Annotated in this window: 13 protein-coding genes; 4 read left to right on the top strand and 9 right to left on the bottom strand. The window is 73.9% G+C overall.

Features of this window, described 5'->3' with window-relative positions:
* The first annotated feature begins 199 nt into the window (after positions 1–199).
* Both ACH414_RS19605 and ACH414_RS19600 read left to right on the top strand, forming a co-directional pair.
* Positions 200–1,645, top strand: coding sequence for a glyceraldehyde-3-phosphate dehydrogenase (locus tag ACH414_RS19605; RefSeq protein WP_386570074.1), 1,446 nt, complete (start codon positions 200–202; stop codon positions 1,643–1,645).
* A gap of 174 nt (positions 1,646–1,819) precedes the next feature.
* Entirely contained in the window at positions 1,820–2,275 is a 456-nt protein-coding gene (locus tag ACH414_RS19600) for a tellurite resistance TerB family protein (protein ID WP_382549146.1), read from the top strand.
* A gap of 105 nt (positions 2,276–2,380) precedes the next feature.
* Here the strand turns inward: ACH414_RS19600 and ACH414_RS19595 are convergent, their stop codons facing one another.
* A complete protein-coding gene (locus tag ACH414_RS19595; protein WP_382549148.1) occupies positions 2,381–3,397 on the bottom strand; it encodes a LysR family transcriptional regulator in 1,017 nt (338 codons plus the stop codon).
* 152 nt (positions 3,398–3,549) lie between these two features.
* On the bottom strand, positions 3,550–4,098 hold the full coding sequence (locus tag ACH414_RS19590) for a carboxymuconolactone decarboxylase family protein (RefSeq protein ID WP_382549150.1): 549 nt from the start codon (positions 4,096–4,098) through the stop codon (positions 3,550–3,552).
* 141 nt (positions 4,099–4,239) lie between these two features.
* Here ACH414_RS19590 and ACH414_RS19585 point away from each other — a divergent pair, with 141 nt between their 5' ends.
* Positions 4,240–4,824, top strand: a complete 585-nt coding sequence (locus ACH414_RS19585; RefSeq protein WP_382549152.1) for a TetR/AcrR family transcriptional regulator — start codon at positions 4,240–4,242, stop codon at positions 4,822–4,824.
* 131 nt (positions 4,825–4,955) lie between these two features.
* Here the strand turns inward: ACH414_RS19585 and ACH414_RS19580 are convergent, their stop codons facing one another.
* The 7 genes from ACH414_RS19580 to ACH414_RS19550 all read right to left on the bottom strand — a co-directional run bounded on the left by ACH414_RS19580 (position 4,956) and on the right by ACH414_RS19550 (position 13,966).
* A complete protein-coding gene (locus tag ACH414_RS19580; protein ID WP_382549154.1) occupies positions 4,956–6,665 on the bottom strand; it encodes an acyl-CoA synthetase in 1,710 nt (569 codons plus the stop codon).
* A complete protein-coding gene (locus ACH414_RS19575; RefSeq protein WP_398942644.1) occupies positions 6,662–9,916 on the bottom strand; it encodes an FAD/NAD(P)-binding protein in 3,255 nt (1,084 codons plus the stop codon). Before ACH414_RS19575 ends, ACH414_RS19580 begins: the two co-directional genes overlap by 4 nt.
* Positions 9,913–10,389 (bottom strand): cobalamin B12-binding domain-containing protein, encoded by a 477-nt coding sequence (locus tag ACH414_RS19570; protein ID WP_382549158.1) that lies wholly within the window; start codon positions 10,387–10,389, stop codon positions 9,913–9,915. The genes ACH414_RS19575 and ACH414_RS19570 overlap by 4 nt, the downstream gene beginning before the upstream one ends.
* A 152-nt stretch (positions 10,390–10,541) precedes the next feature.
* Complete coding sequence (locus ACH414_RS19565) at positions 10,542–10,973, bottom strand: cupin domain-containing protein (protein ID WP_382549160.1); 432 nt, start codon at positions 10,971–10,973, stop codon at positions 10,542–10,544.
* Positions 10,966–11,877 (bottom strand): sulfurtransferase, encoded by a 912-nt coding sequence (locus ACH414_RS19560; RefSeq protein WP_382549162.1) that lies wholly within the window; start codon positions 11,875–11,877, stop codon positions 10,966–10,968. The genes ACH414_RS19565 and ACH414_RS19560 overlap by 8 nt, the downstream gene beginning before the upstream one ends.
* A gap of 5 nt (positions 11,878–11,882) precedes the next feature.
* A complete protein-coding gene (locus ACH414_RS19555) occupies positions 11,883–12,395 on the bottom strand; it encodes an HPP family protein (protein ID WP_382549164.1) in 513 nt (170 codons plus the stop codon).
* 11 nt (positions 12,396–12,406) lie between these two features.
* Entirely contained in the window at positions 12,407–13,966 is a 1,560-nt protein-coding gene (locus ACH414_RS19550; RefSeq protein ID WP_382549166.1) for a vanadium-dependent haloperoxidase, read from the bottom strand.
* Between the two features lie 664 nt (positions 13,967–14,630).
* On the opposite strand from ACH414_RS19550, the gene ACH414_RS19545 reads away from it, so the two are divergent.
* Positions 14,631–15,122, top strand: a complete 492-nt coding sequence (locus ACH414_RS19545) for a hypothetical protein (protein WP_398942640.1) — start codon at positions 14,631–14,633, stop codon at positions 15,120–15,122.
* Positions 15,123–15,322 lie beyond the last annotated feature (200 nt).

Here is a 15,322-nt window from a genome sequence, read left to right as displayed (position 1 = left end):
TCCGGTCGATTCCGTTCCGTGCAGGAGTCGGCCGGGGCGTCCGGGGAGTTCCCGGGAGCGTCACGGGATCCGCGCCGCGGTGCGCCGGGGCGGACTCGGCCGGGACGTGACGACCGCCTCGCCGGGGACCCCTTGTAGGAGGGGATGACCGTGGGGTTAGCATATGAGCACTGCCTAGCTCGATCGAGAGATGCTTTCTGTGACTGTCAACGAGGACTCGTTCACAAACTGGAAGAACCGCGAAGAGATCGCGGAGTCCATGATTCCGATCATCGGGAGGCTGCACCGGGAGCAGGACGTCACCGTCCTCCTTCACAGCCGCTCCCTGGTGAACAAGTCGGTGGTGAGCATTCTCAAGACTCACCGATTCGCCCGCCAGATCGACGGCGAGGAGCTCTCGGTCACCGAGACGATGCCGTTCCTGGAGGCGCTGACCACCCTCGACCTGGGCCCCTCCCAGATCGACATCGGCATGCTGGCCGCGGAGTACAAGGCCGACGACCGCGGCCTTTCGGTCGCGGACTTCACCGCCGAGGCCGTCGCCGGTGCGATCGGCGCCAACAAGATCGAGCGCAGCGACGGCCGTGACGTCGTCCTGTACGGCTTCGGCCGGATCGGCCGTCTGGTCGCCCGCCTGCTCATCGAGAAGGCCGGCTCCGGCAACGGTCTGCGGCTGCGCGCCATCGTCGTCCGCGGCGGCGGCGACCAGGACCTCGTGAAGCGCGCCTCGCTGCTGCGCCGGGACTCGATCCACGGCCAGTTCCAGGGCACCATCACCGTCGACGAGGCGAACAGCACCATCGTCGCCAACGGCAACTCGATCCGCGTGATCTACGCCAACGACCCCTCCGAGGTCGACTACACGGCGTACGGCATCGAGAACGCCATCCTCATCGACAACACCGGCAAGTGGCGCGACCGCGAGGGCCTGTCCAAGCACCTGCGCCCCGGCATCGACAAGGTCGTGCTGACGGCTCCCGGCAAGGGCGACGTCCCGAACATCGTGCACGGCGTCAACCACGACACGATCAAGCCGGACGAGCAGATCCTGTCCTGCGCCTCCTGCACCACCAACGCCATCGTCCCGCCGCTGAAGGCCATGGACGACGAGTACGGCGTGCTGCGCGGCCACGTGGAGACCGTCCACTCGTTCACGAACGACCAGAACCTGCTGGACAACTACCACAAGGCCGACCGTCGTGGCCGGTCCGCGCCGCTCAACATGGTCATCACGGAGACGGGTGCCGCCTCCGCCGTGGCCAAGGCGCTGCCCGACCTGAAGGCGCCGATCACCGGCAGCTCGATCCGCGTCCCCGTCCCGGACGTCTCGATCGCCATCCTGAGCCTGCGTCTGGGCCGCGAGACCACCCGCGAGGAGGTCCTGGAGTACCTCCGCGACGTCTCGCTGCACTCGCCGCTGAAGCGCCAGATCGACTTCACCACGGCCCCCGACGCCGTCTCGATGGACTTCGTCGGCTCGCGCCACGCGTCCATCGTCGACGCCGGCGCGACCAAGGTCGACGGCGACAACGCGATCCTGTACCTGTGGTACGACAACGAGTTCGGCTACTCCTGCCAGGTCATCCGGGTCGTCCAGCACGTCTCGGGCGTCGAGTACCCGACCTTCCCGGCTCCGGCGGTCTGATCCGGCGGGTCCACGGGTTCACGCACGGCGGTGGGGCTTCGGCCCCGCCGCCGTGCGGCGTTTCCGGGCGGCGGACGGCGCCGCGGGCGGGCGCCGACGGACGCCGGGAACCTTCCGCTCCACCGGTCCGTTCTACAGAGCAGTAGAAGTAACCGACGTCTGGAGTGCTTGCCCATGGCCCTGTGGGACCGCATCAGGGAGTCCGCATCGACGATGCAGACCCAGCTGCTGGCGAAGAAGAACGACCTCAAGAGCGGCGCCTTCCGCGACGCGAGCATGGCGATGTGCGCGCTGGTCGCCGCCGCGGACGGTTCGGTGGACCCGTCCGAGCGGCGCCGGGTCGCCCAGCTCATCGCCACCAACGAGGTGCTGCAGAACTTCGACGCGACCGATCTGCAGCGCCGCTTCGACGCCAACCTCGACAAGCTGGCGGCCGACTTCGACTTCGGCAAGGTCAGCGTGCTCCAGGAGATCGCCAAGGCGAAGAAGAAGCCGGCGGAGGCCCGCGCGGTGGTCCAGATCGGCATCGTCATCGGCGGCGCCGACGGCGACTTCGACAAGACCGAGCAGGCCGTGGTCCGTGAGGCCTGCTTCGCGCTCGACCTGCCGCCGCACGAGTTCGACCTCTAGCGTCCGGCGCTCGGAGCAGAGAGTGGTGCCACGGCGCACCGCCGCCCTCTGGGGCCCGGTCGGGGGTGTGGGTCCGGGGAGGGGGCGGTGTGCCGTGGCACCGGTTCAGGGGGTGGGCCGGCCCGCGACGCCCGGGTCGAGGGTGGGGAGCACGGCGGGCTCCTCGTGGTGCCCGGGGTAGACCGCGCAGGCGAGGGCGGTGGCCTGACGGAGCGTCTCCGTCAGGTTCTCCCAGTCGAGCGCGGGGCGGTCGTCGGCGCGGGCGGAGACGAGCGAGGCGTTCCAGCGCATCCGGGGGACGCCCGGCAGCGGACACAGTCCGGTGGACTCGCGCGGAGAGGCGGCGAGCGCCATGGGGAGCATCGCGCACCCGAGCCCGGACTGGGCGGCGGCGCGGACGCCCGCCATGGAGCCGAGCTCGTGGATCTCGGGCGGCCCGTCGGAGCGGAGCCGGAGGAATTCGGGCAGCCAGCGCTGCGAGGGACAGTCGGGGTCCGCGATGACCACCTGGCGGCCGGCGGCCGGGCCGCGTCCCCGGGCCCGGGAGACACCGGTGACGGGCACGAACTCGACTTCCTGGAGCCTCACTTCGGTGAGGTCGTCGGGGCGCTCGGCGCGCGGCTGGTCGGGCAGGCCCGCGGGCAGCGCGGTGGGGTCGTCCGCCTCGACGACGGTGAGGACGAGGGCTCCGTCGATCGATCCGGCGCGGAAGGCGTCGTGGATCTCGGCGGTGCCCATGACGCGCAGGGCGAGCTGTACGCCGGACAGCAGCCGGCGGCCGATGTGGGTCACCCGGGCGAGCTGCTGTCCGTACGCGAGGGCGGGGACGATGCCGACGGTCATCCGCGGCGGGTTGGCGGCGGGGCGGCGCAGGGCGGTCTCCATCTCTCCGACGAGCGTGAGGATCTGGCGCGCGTAGTCCGTCAGGACGGTGCCGGCGCGGGTGAGCCGTACGCCGCTGGGGAGCCGTTCGAAGACGGGCTCGCCCACCTGCCGTTCCAGGGCGCGCATCTGCGCCGTGACGCTGGACTGCGAGTACCCGAGGCGGCGGGCCGCCTGGGTGAAGGACCCGGTCAGGGTCACTTCGCGGAAGGTACGAAGGGTTCTTGCGTCGATGTCCATGCGGTTATCCCCCTTGCCGCCCCCCGGCGGCAGCCGGCACTCGGGTGACGGGTCACGCCACCCGCTCGATCGCCCCAGTCGGTCTGTCACACCTCGGGGGTGCCGGCACGCCTGCTCGCGCGCCCGGCACCCCCGGTCGGCCGCGGAGGACTCTACTCGGCGAGCTGAGCCGGGACCAACGGAAAGTCCAACTCCGGTTGCGCAACGTGATTGAAGAAGTTGGACAGCACGTTGAGCGCCACATGTCCGACGATCTCGGCCAGTTCGGCGTCGGTGACACCGGCGGCACGGGCGTCCGCGAGGGCGGCGTCGTCGACCCGGCCGCCGCTGTCCATGATCGCGCCGGTGATCCGCAGCACCTGGTCCATGTGCGGGTCGCCGGCGTCGCCGCCGCGGCGGGTGGCGAGCAGCTCCTGCTCGCTCAGACCGACCTTGCCGCCGCGCAGGGTGTGCGCGGAGACGCAGTAGGTGCAGTCGTTGCGCTGGGCGATGTAGAGCGCCAGCTGCTCGCGCTGCCGGGCGCTGAAGCTGCCGCCGACCAGGGCGTCGCGCATGGCGAGGTAACCGCGCAGCGCGGCGGGGCCGTTGGCGAGGGCGGCATAGAGGTTGGGCAGCTTGCCGAGCTGCTTGAGGGTGCTTTCGAGCAGCTCGCGCTGCTCCTCGTTGGCGGTGTCGACGGTCAGTTGGGGCAGGCGGGGCATGGAGCTCTCCTTGAGCCGAACCAAAGACGGAACTGATCGGTACCATCGTGACGGTACCGATCGGTTCCGTCTTGCGCAACGGGAGGCGCTCGATCCGGTACGGGGATCCCGCCACAACGGAACCGAGTGGTACCGTCTGGTATGGCCACGAACGCTAAAGAACGGCTCCTCAGCGCCGCGGAGCGACTTTTCTACGAGGAGGGCATCCGGGCCGTCGGCATCGAGCGGATCCTGTCCGAGTCCGGAGTGGGCCGCGCCTCCTTCTACCGCCACTTCCCCAGCAAGGACGACGTGGTCGTCGAGGTGCTGCGGCGCCGTGACGGCATGTGGCGCGCATGGCTCGACGGCCGGATCGAGGCGAGCGGACGCGACCCGGAGGAGCTGGCGCTCGCCCTCTTCGACGGACTCGCCGAGCGCTTCGCCTCGGCCGACTTCCGCGGCTGCGCCTTCATCAACACGATGGTCGAGACGGCCGACCCCGAGAGCCCGGCGCACCATGTGGCCGCCGAGCACAAGGAGAAGGTCATCGCCCGCCTCGACGGACTGCTCGCCGAGGGCGGCTACCGCGAGCACGAGACCCTTGCCCGCCAACTGGCCCTGCTCGGCGACGGCGCCATCGTCACCGCCCTGCGCGAGGGCACGACCGAGGCCGCGGTCCGCGCCCGCGCCGTCGCCGCCCTCCTCCTGCGCGCCGCCGAACGCGAACCGGTGCCGGACCCCTCGTAGGCGGCACCACGGGCGCGGCACGGCGTCGGGGCCGGGCACGGCGTCGGGGCCGGGCACGGCGTCGGGGCCGGGCGGGCCGCGACGGCCCGTCCGGCCCCGAGGGTTTCGGCGCCGTTCGCGCGGGCGCCCCGCTACGGGACGACCACGCCGCCCGGCCGCAGCGCGCCCCGGCGGACCTTGCCGGAGCGGGTGCGGGGCAGGGCCGGGACCAGGTCCACGCCGCGCGGGACGAAGACCGGGGCCAGGCGCTTCGCCGCGAGGGCGATCAGCTCGGCCTCCAGCAGCTCCGCCTGATAGGCGTTGCGCGCCTCGACCACGGCGTACGGGGCCAGGCCGCCGTACTCGTCGCGGCAGGGGATCACCGCCGCGTCGGCGACCGCCGGGTGGGTGCGCAGGACCGCTTCGATCTCCATCGGGGAGACCCGGTGCCCGTACGACTTGAACACCTCGTCCATCCGCCCGAGCAGCCGGATCGACCCGTCGGCGCAGCGCTCGCCTCGGTCGCCCGTACGGTAGAGCCCGTCCACGAAGGCGGCCGCCCCGGCGCCCCGTTCGGCGTACCCGCGCATCAGCCCCGGCGGGCGCTCCGTCAGGTCCACGCACACCTCACCCGCGTCCCCCGTCAGCCCGGTCTCCGGGTCGCGCAGCACGATGCGGTAGCCGGGCAGCGGGTGGCCCAGCGGGGAGATCGAGGGCGGGGTGTCGGGGGCGCGGCCGATGAGGGCGGTGGCCTCCGTCTGGCCGTAGCCGTCCCTGACCCGCACCCCCCAGGCCGACTCGATCCGGTCCGTCACCTCCGCCGTGAGCGGCTCCCCCGCGGCCGTCGCCTCCCGCAGCCGGGGTGCGCCCCGGCCCTCCGTCACATACGGGAGCATCGCCCGCCAGGCGCTCGGCGGTGCGCAGAGGCTGCTGATCCGCTGGGTGGCGAGGACCCCCGGCAGCACGGACGGCGGGAGGCCGCCGTCGGGCGGCGCGACCACGGTGGCGCCGGCGGTCCAGGGGACGAAGAAGCTGGACCAGGAGTGCTTGGCCCAGCCGGGGGCGGACAGGTTGAGGTGCCGGTCACCGGGGCGCAGCCCGCTCCAGTACAGGCTGGAGAGGTGGCCGACGCCGTAGCCGGCGTGGGAGTGCTCGACGAGCTTCGGCAGGGAGGTCGTGCCGGAGGTGAAGTAGCAGAAGGACGGGTCGGCCGCCAGGGTCGGCCCGTCGGGGACGAAGGGGCGGCGCCGGTCGGGGTCGCGGGTGTCGGGGTACCCGGTCCAGCCGGGCAGCCCCGCCGCCCCCGGCGCCATCCGCAGCCCGGGAACCGGCAGGCCGCCGACGAGGTGGATGAGTTCGGGGGCGCAGACGACATGCCGGATGGCGCCGCGCGCGACCCGGTCGGCGGCCTCCTCGCGGGTGAGGTCCTGATAGCCGGGGACGACGACCGCGCCGAGCTTGATGCAGCCGAGCAGGGTCTCCCACAGTTCCGTCCGGGTGCCCAGCAGGATCAGCACCCGGTCGCCCCGCACCACCCCGGCCTCGGCCAGCGCCACCGCCAACTCGTCCGACCGCGCCGCCATTTCGGCGAAGGTGACACGGTCGACCACCGGGACCGCGCCGTCCCGGGCCGGACGCCCGAGGATCTCCAGGGCGGTCCGCTCGTTCCCCTCGGCGACCACGTCGAACCACTCCAGGGCCCAGTTGAAGTGCCGGGCGCGCGGCCACCGGAAGGCGGCCGAGGCCGCCTCGCGGTCGCCGCGCAGCCGCAGCAGCAGGTCCCGGGCCGCCCGGTACTCCTCGTGCGCCGCCGTCCCGCGGTGCTCGGCGTACGCGGCGCCGCGCCGCACGGTGACACTCATTCCGCCGCTCCCATCAGCGCCCCGGCGATCGCGTCGGCGTCCTTGGTGAAGGACCCCCAGGGGCCGGGGCGTCCGCTGCCGACCTGGGTGAACCAGCGGGTGTGCTCGCTGGGGATGCCGAGCACATGGGTGGTGGTCTCCGGCTCGCCGTCCACGCCCACCGGGTGGAACGGCGCGTCGGTGCAGTCGAGGCCGCCGGTGACGAACTCCCCCGTGCCTCCGGTCGTGTTCACGAAGGGCCGCACCCGCCCGTCGGCCAGCAGGCCGCGGATCAGCGGATCGCGGTCCGTGGTCACGTCGGTGGTGGGCACCCGCGCGTCGACGAGGACGTCGAGGGTCGTCCACGAGTTCTCCACCCGCGCCGACTCGACCGTGAAACGCCCCTCGACGGCGTCGGTGCCGAACCGGGCGTCCGGGCCGACCGGTTCGAGCACCCCCGCGGCGAGCAGCGCCAGGAACTGCTCCGAGCGCAGCTGCGGCGGCCCCGTCGACACCAGGGCGGCGACCGGCCCGAACTCGGCGAGGAACCAGCGGTGCGAGGCGGGGGTGAGCCCGCCGAAGTCCACCACGCCGCGGATGGTCTGCCGGACGTCCCGCAGGACGTCCGCCGCCGCCTTCATCGGCCCTTCGGCGTTGCCGAGGCGGGCGTCGCCGAGGTCCGCGCGCAGCCACTCGGTGAGCGCCTTGTGGAACTCGGCGGGCGAGCCGAAGCGACGGTCGCCGAACGGCCGGGCCAGGGCGGCGAGACCGCTGAGCGGCAGCGGGTCGATCCGGTAGCCGGCGGCGAGCCGCTGGAGCACCGTGAGCTCCGGGGCGGAGAAGAGGGCCTCCTCGGCCCGCTCGGTGAACTCCCGGGCGGTGTCCGGCCCGTGGGCCTGCCGGATCCGGGTGGCGAGCAGCACCGTGTTCACCTCGGCGAGCAGCCAGGGCAGCACGGAGCGCTCGAAGTCGAGCGGAGCGTGCTCGGCGCGCAGCCGCGCCATCCGCTCGGGGGTGAAGAGCACGGGGCGGTAGCGGTGTCCCGGCTCCTTCTGGTTGACGCCCCGGGTCAGCAGCGGCACTCCGCCGCGGGAGCCCGCGAGGATCCGCGGCTCCTTGCCGCTGGGCAGGTAGACGAGACCGTCGCCGCCCTCCGCGAAGGTGCCGCCGCGGCCCAGGGTGAGCTCGGCGAGCACGTCGTAGAAGGTGAGTCCCATGCCGATGACGCCGACCCGGGCGCCGGCCGGGACGTCGGCCAGCGGCATCTCGTTCGCGGAGCCGCCGGGCACGTACCGGACCGGGCGGGCGGGGGTCGAGTGGGTGCGGGCGAACCGCTGCCAGGAGCGCTGCTGTTCGTCGAGCTCGTTGACCGGGTGGCCGGTGGTGAGCACCAGGCGGTCGACGGTGAGGACGTCGCCGCGGTCCAGGCGCAGCCGGTGCGTCCCGTCGGCGTCCCGGGTGCCGTCGGTGCCGTCGGTGGCGTCCGTGCGGTCGGCGCGGTCGGTGCGGTCGGTGCGGTCGGCGCAGATGACCCGCGCCTGCACCCGGTGCACGGTCAGGCAGGGCGGCAGGGTCGCCTCGATGCGCTCCATCACGTACGCGAGGTAGCGGCCGTAGACCCGGCGCGGCGCGTAGCCCTCCGGTTCCGCGTGCGCCGGGTCGTCCTCCGCCCACCACTCGCCCAGGCTGGGCCCGGCGCCCGGCCGGTGCGGACCGGCGTCCGTCGGGCCGGAGAACATCGTGACCTCCTGCGCCGGGGTGTTCATCAGGAACCAGGGCGACTGGTCCGTGCGCCAGATCCGTCCGGCCCCCGCCTCGTACGGATCGATCGCGTACACCTCGATCTTGCGGCCCGGCGGCCGCTCCGCGCACTGGGCGGCGAGCCGTTCCAGCACGGAGAGGCCGCGCGGCCCCATCCCCGCGAAGGCCACCCGCAGCGGCGGGCGGACCGGGTCGGCGAGGCAGCGCTGCACGGGCGGCGGAGCGGGCTCGGGCGGCGGGTCGGTCTCGGCCGCCAGGTCGTGCTCGCGGGCGACCCGGCCGAGCATCCCGGCGAGCTGACGCGAGGTCATCGGGGTGGTCCTCCGGCTGGTGGTGAGCAGCGGCAGGGCGCCCAGGTCGGTCCACTGGAGCCGGCCGTCCGGGGCGATCGCGGAGCGGGCCTCGCCCCGGTTGTCCGGGTGCAGGCAGAACGGCACGTCGAGCAGCCCCCGGTCGAAGGCCTTCAGGAGCGCGACGCCGAGGTCGTCGGAGAGCGCCAGGACGGCGCCGACCAGGGCGCGGGCCTCGGCCAGGATCTCCTCGGTCTCCGCCCCCGCCGCCGCGGCGGCGCCCGGTCGGGCGCGGGCCGCGCGGGCCGCGTCGGCGGCGACCCTGAGCGCGGTCAGGTTCTCCGCCACGGTCGGGATGCGGTGCGCCTCGGTCTCGGTCTTGACGATGAGCCGCTGCGCCCCGCCGCGTACGGCCAGTTCGGCGCTGCGGCGGAGCAGGAGACGGGCGCCGGGCACGGTCCGCGGGTAGACGCCCATGTACGTGTAGAGCACGAGGTGCCGGTCCACGGCGGGCGGCAGCAGCTCGTCGGCGAGCAGCCGCAGCGCGGCGAGCGCGCCCGTGTCCTGGGCGGCGTGGGTCTGCTGGGCGTACGAGAGGGAGACGCTGGTGGCGCCGTTCTGCGCGAAGAAGAGGCACTCCAGGACGGAGACGGCGACGAGCATCGAAGGCGGGCAGAGCTGTCCGAGCAGACAGCCTCCGAAGGACTCCAGATGGGCGCGCCGGCCGCGGTTGCGGCTCTCCTCGGTGAGGAACTGCACGGAGTCCCGCCAGGCGGCGACGGAGTCGGCGAGCGGGGTGCGGCCGTAGGGCAGGCAGTACGAGACGGGGCCGCCCTCGCTCGCGGCGAGGCCCGCGGCGGTCATCGTGCGGAAGATGGCCATCGGATCGGCGGAGCCGTGCCGGACCTGGACCGGGGTGCGGCGGCCGGCGGCCGCGGCGACCCGGGCGGTGGTCTTCGGACCATGGCTGACCAGGGGGAAGCCGTTGAGCGGGCGGCCGGTGCGCAGGGCCGCGGTGGCGGCGGCGTGGTCGCCGACGCGGGTGTAGCTGTCGATGGTGAGGGTCGCCACGGTCCGCTCCGGGAGGTCGGCGACGGCGGCGACGCCGGCGGCCATGTCCTCGGGGGCGACCATTCCCATGCGGGGCTGGACCACGAGCTCTCCGGCCTGGGCGGCTTCCTGGACGAACGTGCCGAGATCGGGCTGCGCGGCAGGGGTCACGCCGCGGCCCGCCCGGTACAGGCGCCTCTGGGCCGGGCGCCGCTCCGCGCGGGCTCGCCGAGCCGCCTCAGCAGCGCGGTGGGTGCGGTGCCGTCGGGGAACACCTCGTCGTAGCCGGCGTCGAGCAGTTCGGCGGTGCGCTGCTCGGCGCCCTCGGGCGAGATGCCGAGGAGGCCGCCGATGACCAGGGGGATGTCCCGGGTCCGCCGGTCGGCGCGCAGCGCCCGGGCGGCGCGCAGCCCGTCCTGGTGCCCGTGTCCGTTGACGGAGGACAGCACGACGAGGTCGGGGCTGGTCATCCGGGCGGTGTCGACGAGGAGCTGCTCGGGCACGCACGGTCCGAGGTTGAGCACGGAGTGCCCGTGCTCCTCCAGGAACAGCTGGAGGTGGACGAGGTTCCAGGTGTGCGCGTCGGACGATCCGGTGGTGAGCAGGACCCGGCGGGGGCTGTCCGGACTGAGCGAGGTGGGCATGGGTGTCTCCCGTTGCGGTGCGGATGCGGAAGGTGTGGAGCGGGTCGGGACCCCGGTGTGCGGGTCCGCGCGAAGGGGCGCCGTGCGCGCGGGGGCGCTGTGCCCATGCGTTCCGACCGGGGTGGAACGCATGCCCACAACGCCCCCGGGTGTCAGGCCGCGGAGCCGGGCGCGCCCGCGCCCACGCCGGTGGTGATCTCGCCGGCGAGCGGGGTGCGCGGGGACGCCGGGCGGGCCCGGACCGCGAGGACCGTGCAGCCGGTCGCGCTGGACATCTGGTGCCGGGTGCCCGGCTCCTCGACGACCAGGTCGCCGCGGTGGAAGCGGCGCCCGTCGCTGTGGTCGAGGGTGCCGTCGAGGACGAGCATCAGCTCGTGGCCCAGGTGCTCGTGGAAGTCGCCGTGGGCGCCGGGCGGGAAGCGGAGCAGGAGGGATGCGGAGTCCTCCTCGCCCGCGTGGCCGGGGCCCCACAGGACGACGAACTCGACGCCCTCGCGGCCGGGTTCGGTCCACGGCACCCAGGGCAGCTCGGTCTGGTCGAAGCCGTTGCGCAGCACATCGCGGTAGACGGTGACGTCAGGCATGGGTGGTGACCTCCGCGGGGGTGCGCTGGGCGACGATCGACGGGATGCCGTCGGGGCCCCAGGGCTGCGGGCCGTTGACGATGGGCGCGCCGATGAGGGAGCCGAACTCGCGCCAGGCGCCGTCGTAGTTGCGTACGTCGGGCAGGCCGAGCAGTTCGTGCAGGACGAACCAGCTGTGGGCGGAGCGCCAGCCGACCCGGCAGTAGACGACGGTGGTGCCGTCGGCGGGCAGCGCGCCGTAGGCCGCCCGCAGCTCCTCGTCGTCGCGGAAGGTGCCGTCGGGGTGGATGGCGGTGTGCCAGGGGAGGTGCTGGGCGGAGAGGGCGTGGCCGCAGCGGACGCCGACGTCCTCGGGGACGCCGGGCGGGGTGTTGCTCTGCCCGAGGTACTCCTCGAGGGAGCGCACGTCGAGGAGGGTGCGGCGGCCGATGTGGTCGAGCACGTCCTCGCGGCGGGCCCGGATCGACTCGTCCGCCGCCGCGGGGACGGGGTAGTCGGTGCGCGGCCGCTGGGGCGCCTCGTGGGTGAGCTCGCCGCCGATGGCCTCCCAGCGGGCGCGCCCGCCGTCGAGGAGGCGCAGTTCGCGGTGGCCGTAGAGGCGGAACTGCCAGTAGCCGGCCGCGGCCCACCAGTTGTTGTTGCCGCTGTAGAAGACGACGGTGTCCTCGGCGGTGATGCCGTGCCGGCCGAGCAGGGCGGCGAAGGCCTCGGGGCCGATGACGTCCCGGCGTACCGGATCCTGGAGGTCGCCGGTCCAGTCGAGGCGGATCGCGCCGGGGATGCGGCCGGGACGGCCGCCGCCGTCGTTGCCGCCGTCGGTGATCTCGACCAGGACGAGGCCGGTGGGCTCCGCGAGGTGGGCCTGGAGGGCCTCGGTGCTGACGAGCAGGGCGTCTCGGGTCATCGGGTTCACCACCAGTACGTCGGGTATTTGGCGATCACGCCCGCCTTGGAGGCGATCAGGCCGATGAGGACGAGCAGGGCGCTGCCGATCGCGAGGAGCACGAGGAAGCGCAGCGGCGCCGGGTGCTGCAGGACGGCGAGGACGGCGGTGGCGGCGGCCGGGGCGTGGACGGCGCGCAGCAGCAGCATCAGGCCGACGCTGAGTCCCGCGGCGACGGCCGCGACCCACAGGGTGTGCCCGAACAGGGCGGTGGCGGCCAGGCCGAGGACACCGGAGCCGACCTGGCCGAGGAGCACTCCCCGGGGCTGGGCGGGCGGCAGCGCGGGCGTGCTGCAGACGATCATCGCGGTGGCGGCGAGCGGCGCGATCATCAGCAGCTGGCCGGTGGCCTCGCCGAGCGCGACGAGGACGAGGAGCGAGACGGCGGTGGCGAGGGTGCCGAGGACGGCGGCCTTGGCGCCGGGGAAGGGCGGTGCGCCGCTGCCCCCCGTCTTGGGCGGGTTCTGGGTCTGGGTCATCGTTCTTCTCCTCAGCGGTGCATGCCGGTGAAGTAGCACTGGGCCTGGCGGTGGACGACCCGGCCGATCCGGTGGCCCATCTCGATGCCGGGCTCGTTGTCGAAGCTCCAGTGCATGCCGCCGTACACCCGGGAGATGCCGGCCTGGTGGGCGGCCTCGCTGAAGGTGGGCCAGGTGAGGACGACGTCGGTACGGGGGGTGAGGCCGGGCTCGACGGTGGAGGCGCCGGCCTTGAAGCGGTACGAGTCGCCGAAGGCGTCGGTGCCGGTGAAGCGGCGCAGGAACTCGGCGGCGGCGCCGGAGAAGGTGCTGTGTCCGGAGACGGTGGCCGGGAACGGCGGCACGGCCACGTACGCCTGCCAGTCGACGCCGTCCAGGGTGACGGTGCCCTGGCCGGGGCCGCCCCAGGCCCGGATCCGCCGGCCGCGCTGGTCGTACGGGACGAGGGTGGAGGGCCGCGCGAAGTCGTACTGGGCCTTGACCGCCCAGGAGCCGATCGCGGCGTCGCACTCGGCCATGTTGAGGCCGAAGAACAGCTTCGCGTCCTGGTCGACGTCGTACCCGTCGCGCGCGGAGACGTAGCGGCCCCACATCTGCTGGGCGCCGGGCGGGGTGACGTCGTCGTTGAGCCAGAACTCGGCTATGCACTTCTGCTCGTCCGTGAGGTTCGCGCTGATGTCGAGGAGCTCCTCGATCGCGGCGGTCATCCGGACCGAGGGGTAGGCGGGCGGGGCGGCGACCGTGAACTGGTCGGGGCGGCTGAGCGCGAAGGGCTGCATGACCGCGAACTGCGGGGTGAGGTAGCGCTGGGTCTTGCCGCCGACGATCAGCGGGCTCCAGTGGGCGGGCTCGACGACGATCGACGGGTCGAAGGCGCCGGCGGTCTGCGGCGGGTTCTTGGCGACGTAGCCGGTGGTGTCGGAGTACGCGGGGGTGCCGAGCTGGTTGGCGCCGTCGGCGTGCCGGTAGTCGAGGACGGCCTGGGCGGTGCGGCGGCCGATCCACGCGGGGCTCTTGGGCGCCGGGTCGGTGAGTGCCGGGTCGTAGCCGAGGCTGCGCAGCATCGAGTCGATCGCGACCTTGTACTCGGGGAAGAGGTCGAGCAGGGCGAGGTGCGCGGCGTAGCTGATGGCCTCGTTCTTGTTGTCCAGGGTGCGCTCGGCGCGGGGGCGGCGCAGGGAGCCGCCGTAGCGGGTGCCGGTGGCGACGCGGTCGTAACAGGACCAGGCGTCGTAGATGCAGTTGTGGATGATCGCCAGGGCGCGGGCGTTGACGGTGGCGGGGCCGAAGCGGTTTCCGGCGGCCTGGTAGCGGCCGAGGATCGCGTCCATGGCGGCCTGGTTCCAGCGCACCACGACGCTGGGGTCGGCGACGGCTCCGGGCGCCCGGCGGCCGGTGCGGGTCTCCGCCTCGAACCGGGTGGCGGGGGCCGCCGCCCAGGCCGTGCTGGTCCCCGAGGCGAGCGCGAAGGCGCCCGCGGCCGCGGCGGAGGCGGTGAGCACCCGGCGCCGGGTCAGCGGCGCGCGGGCCGCGGGGGTGGTCGGGGCGGTGGAGACGGGTCGCTGAGACATCCCTGGGTTCCTTCGCGTGCGGGGCAGGAGCGGACGAGCGGTTCAAACGCAGTTCGAACAGAGCTCAGGCTGGCGAGATCCGTTCGGGCGGGGCAACGGCCTATCGGCTTCTTCCATCGGAGGCATGCAAGGAGTCGATGGGCGTCGCCGTGGCCCCGGCGAGTGGCTAGCGTGAGTCGACGCCGGACGCTGTCGCCCCGTCGCCAGGCGGGCGCCGGCGGAGTCGGTGGGACGGCCCGCCGCGCCACCGAGCGGGGCGGGTACGCCGTGCCGCCCGAGGGCGGCACCCGGTCCCGCCCCCTGGAGCGGGGCGGACGGCCGGGGCAGTGCGCAGTGGCCGGTTCCCGCCGGTGCCGGGGCGCTTTCCGCGCCGCGGTCGGACCGGGTCCGTGCGGCTCCCCCGCACCCGGTCCCCGGCCCCGGATCCCCCGCTCCTTGCCTCCCGGCATCCGCACCACCGACCCGGCTCCCGGGTCCACCCCGGTCATCCCGGCCACCCCGGTCGCTCCCGTCGCCCTCGGCGCGGGTGAGCGCCGCGGGCCGCCGGCCGCCGGTCGGTCCACCCGGACGCGCGGCCCCGGCCCGCCCGAGGCCGCCCGCGTCCGGCGCCCGCGAAGACCTCACCGCTACCGATCCCGCACCGATCCGTCTGGAGTGGCCGCGCATGACCGTTTCCTCGCAGCTGACCCCGTCCACCAGGGAGTCCGGGCGCCCGACGCCCCCGGCCCCGCGCCTCGACCGCTTCGACCGGCTCGCGCCGCACCTGCACCGCTTCGGCCTGGTGCTGCTGCGGGGCGGGCTCGGCGGGGTCTTCGTCTGGTTCGGGGTGCTGAAGGCGATCGGGCTCAGCCCGGCGGCCCGGCTCGTCGTGGACGTGATGCCCTTCGACACCGGCGGCTGGTTCGTCCCGCTGCTCGGCTGGGCCGAGATCGCCCTCGGGGTGTGGCTGGTCACCGGGCGGGCCCAGGCCCTGCTGCTGCCGCTGCTCGGCGGGCATCTGCTGGGCACCTTCGCCGTGCTGCTCGTCACCCCGGGGCTGGCGTTCGACCACGCCAATCCGCTGCTGCTGACGATGGTGGGCGAGTTCGTGGTGAAGAACGTGGTGCTGTTCGCCGCGGCGGTGGTCCTCACGACCCACCCGCGCGCCGACACCTGAGCGGTCGCGCTCCCCGGCCACTGGCGCCCATGGCACTGAGTGTGTTTTGCTGAGGGTACTCAGTGCCAAAGTGCCACAAGCATTGCTAGGGGAGCCTCAGACCATGGCCAAGGACTTCGACCTGTATCGCCCGTCCGAGGAGCACGACATGCTCCGTGAGTCGGTCCGTGCGCTGGCGGAGGCGAAGATCGCGCCGTTCG

The sequence above is a fragment of the Streptomyces sp. NPDC020422 genome (assembly GCF_044386705.1).
Lineage (GTDB): Bacteria > Actinomycetota > Actinomycetes > Streptomycetales > Streptomycetaceae > Streptomyces.
This window is presented reverse-complemented; position numbering and strand designations above follow the sequence as displayed.

What these genes read in the sequence shown, in the direction of transcription:
- ACH414_RS19600 (WP_382549146.1), top strand. Translation starts at nt 1,820, where the DNA reads ATGGCCCTGTGGGACCGCATCAGGGAGTCCGCATCGACGATGCAGACC.
- ACH414_RS19595 (WP_382549148.1), bottom strand. Translation starts at nt 3,397, where the DNA reads ATGGACATCGACGCAAGAACCCTTCGTACCTTCCGCGAAGTGACCCTG.
- ACH414_RS19590 (WP_382549150.1), bottom strand. Translation starts at nt 4,098, where the DNA reads ATGCCCCGCCTGCCCCAACTGACCGTCGACACCGCCAACGAGGAGCAG.
- ACH414_RS19585 (WP_382549152.1), top strand. Translation starts at nt 4,240, where the DNA reads ATGGCCACGAACGCTAAAGAACGGCTCCTCAGCGCCGCGGAGCGACTT.
- ACH414_RS19580 (WP_382549154.1), bottom strand. Translation starts at nt 6,665, where the DNA reads ATGAGTGTCACCGTGCGGCGCGGCGCCGCGTACGCCGAGCACCGCGGG.
- ACH414_RS19570 (WP_382549158.1), bottom strand. Translation starts at nt 10,389, where the DNA reads ATGCCCACCTCGCTCAGTCCGGACAGCCCCCGCCGGGTCCTGCTCACC.
- ACH414_RS19565 (WP_382549160.1), bottom strand. Translation starts at nt 10,973, where the DNA reads ATGCCTGACGTCACCGTCTACCGCGATGTGCTGCGCAACGGCTTCGAC.
- ACH414_RS19560 (WP_382549162.1), bottom strand. Translation starts at nt 11,877, where the DNA reads ATGACCCGAGACGCCCTGCTCGTCAGCACCGAGGCCCTCCAGGCCCAC.
- ACH414_RS19555 (WP_382549164.1), bottom strand. Translation starts at nt 12,395, where the DNA reads ATGACCCAGACCCAGAACCCGCCCAAGACGGGGGGCAGCGGCGCACCG.
- ACH414_RS19550 (WP_382549166.1), bottom strand. Translation starts at nt 13,966, where the DNA reads ATGTCTCAGCGACCCGTCTCCACCGCCCCGACCACCCCCGCGGCCCGC.
- ACH414_RS19545 (WP_398942640.1), top strand. Translation starts at nt 14,631, where the DNA reads ATGACCGTTTCCTCGCAGCTGACCCCGTCCACCAGGGAGTCCGGGCGC.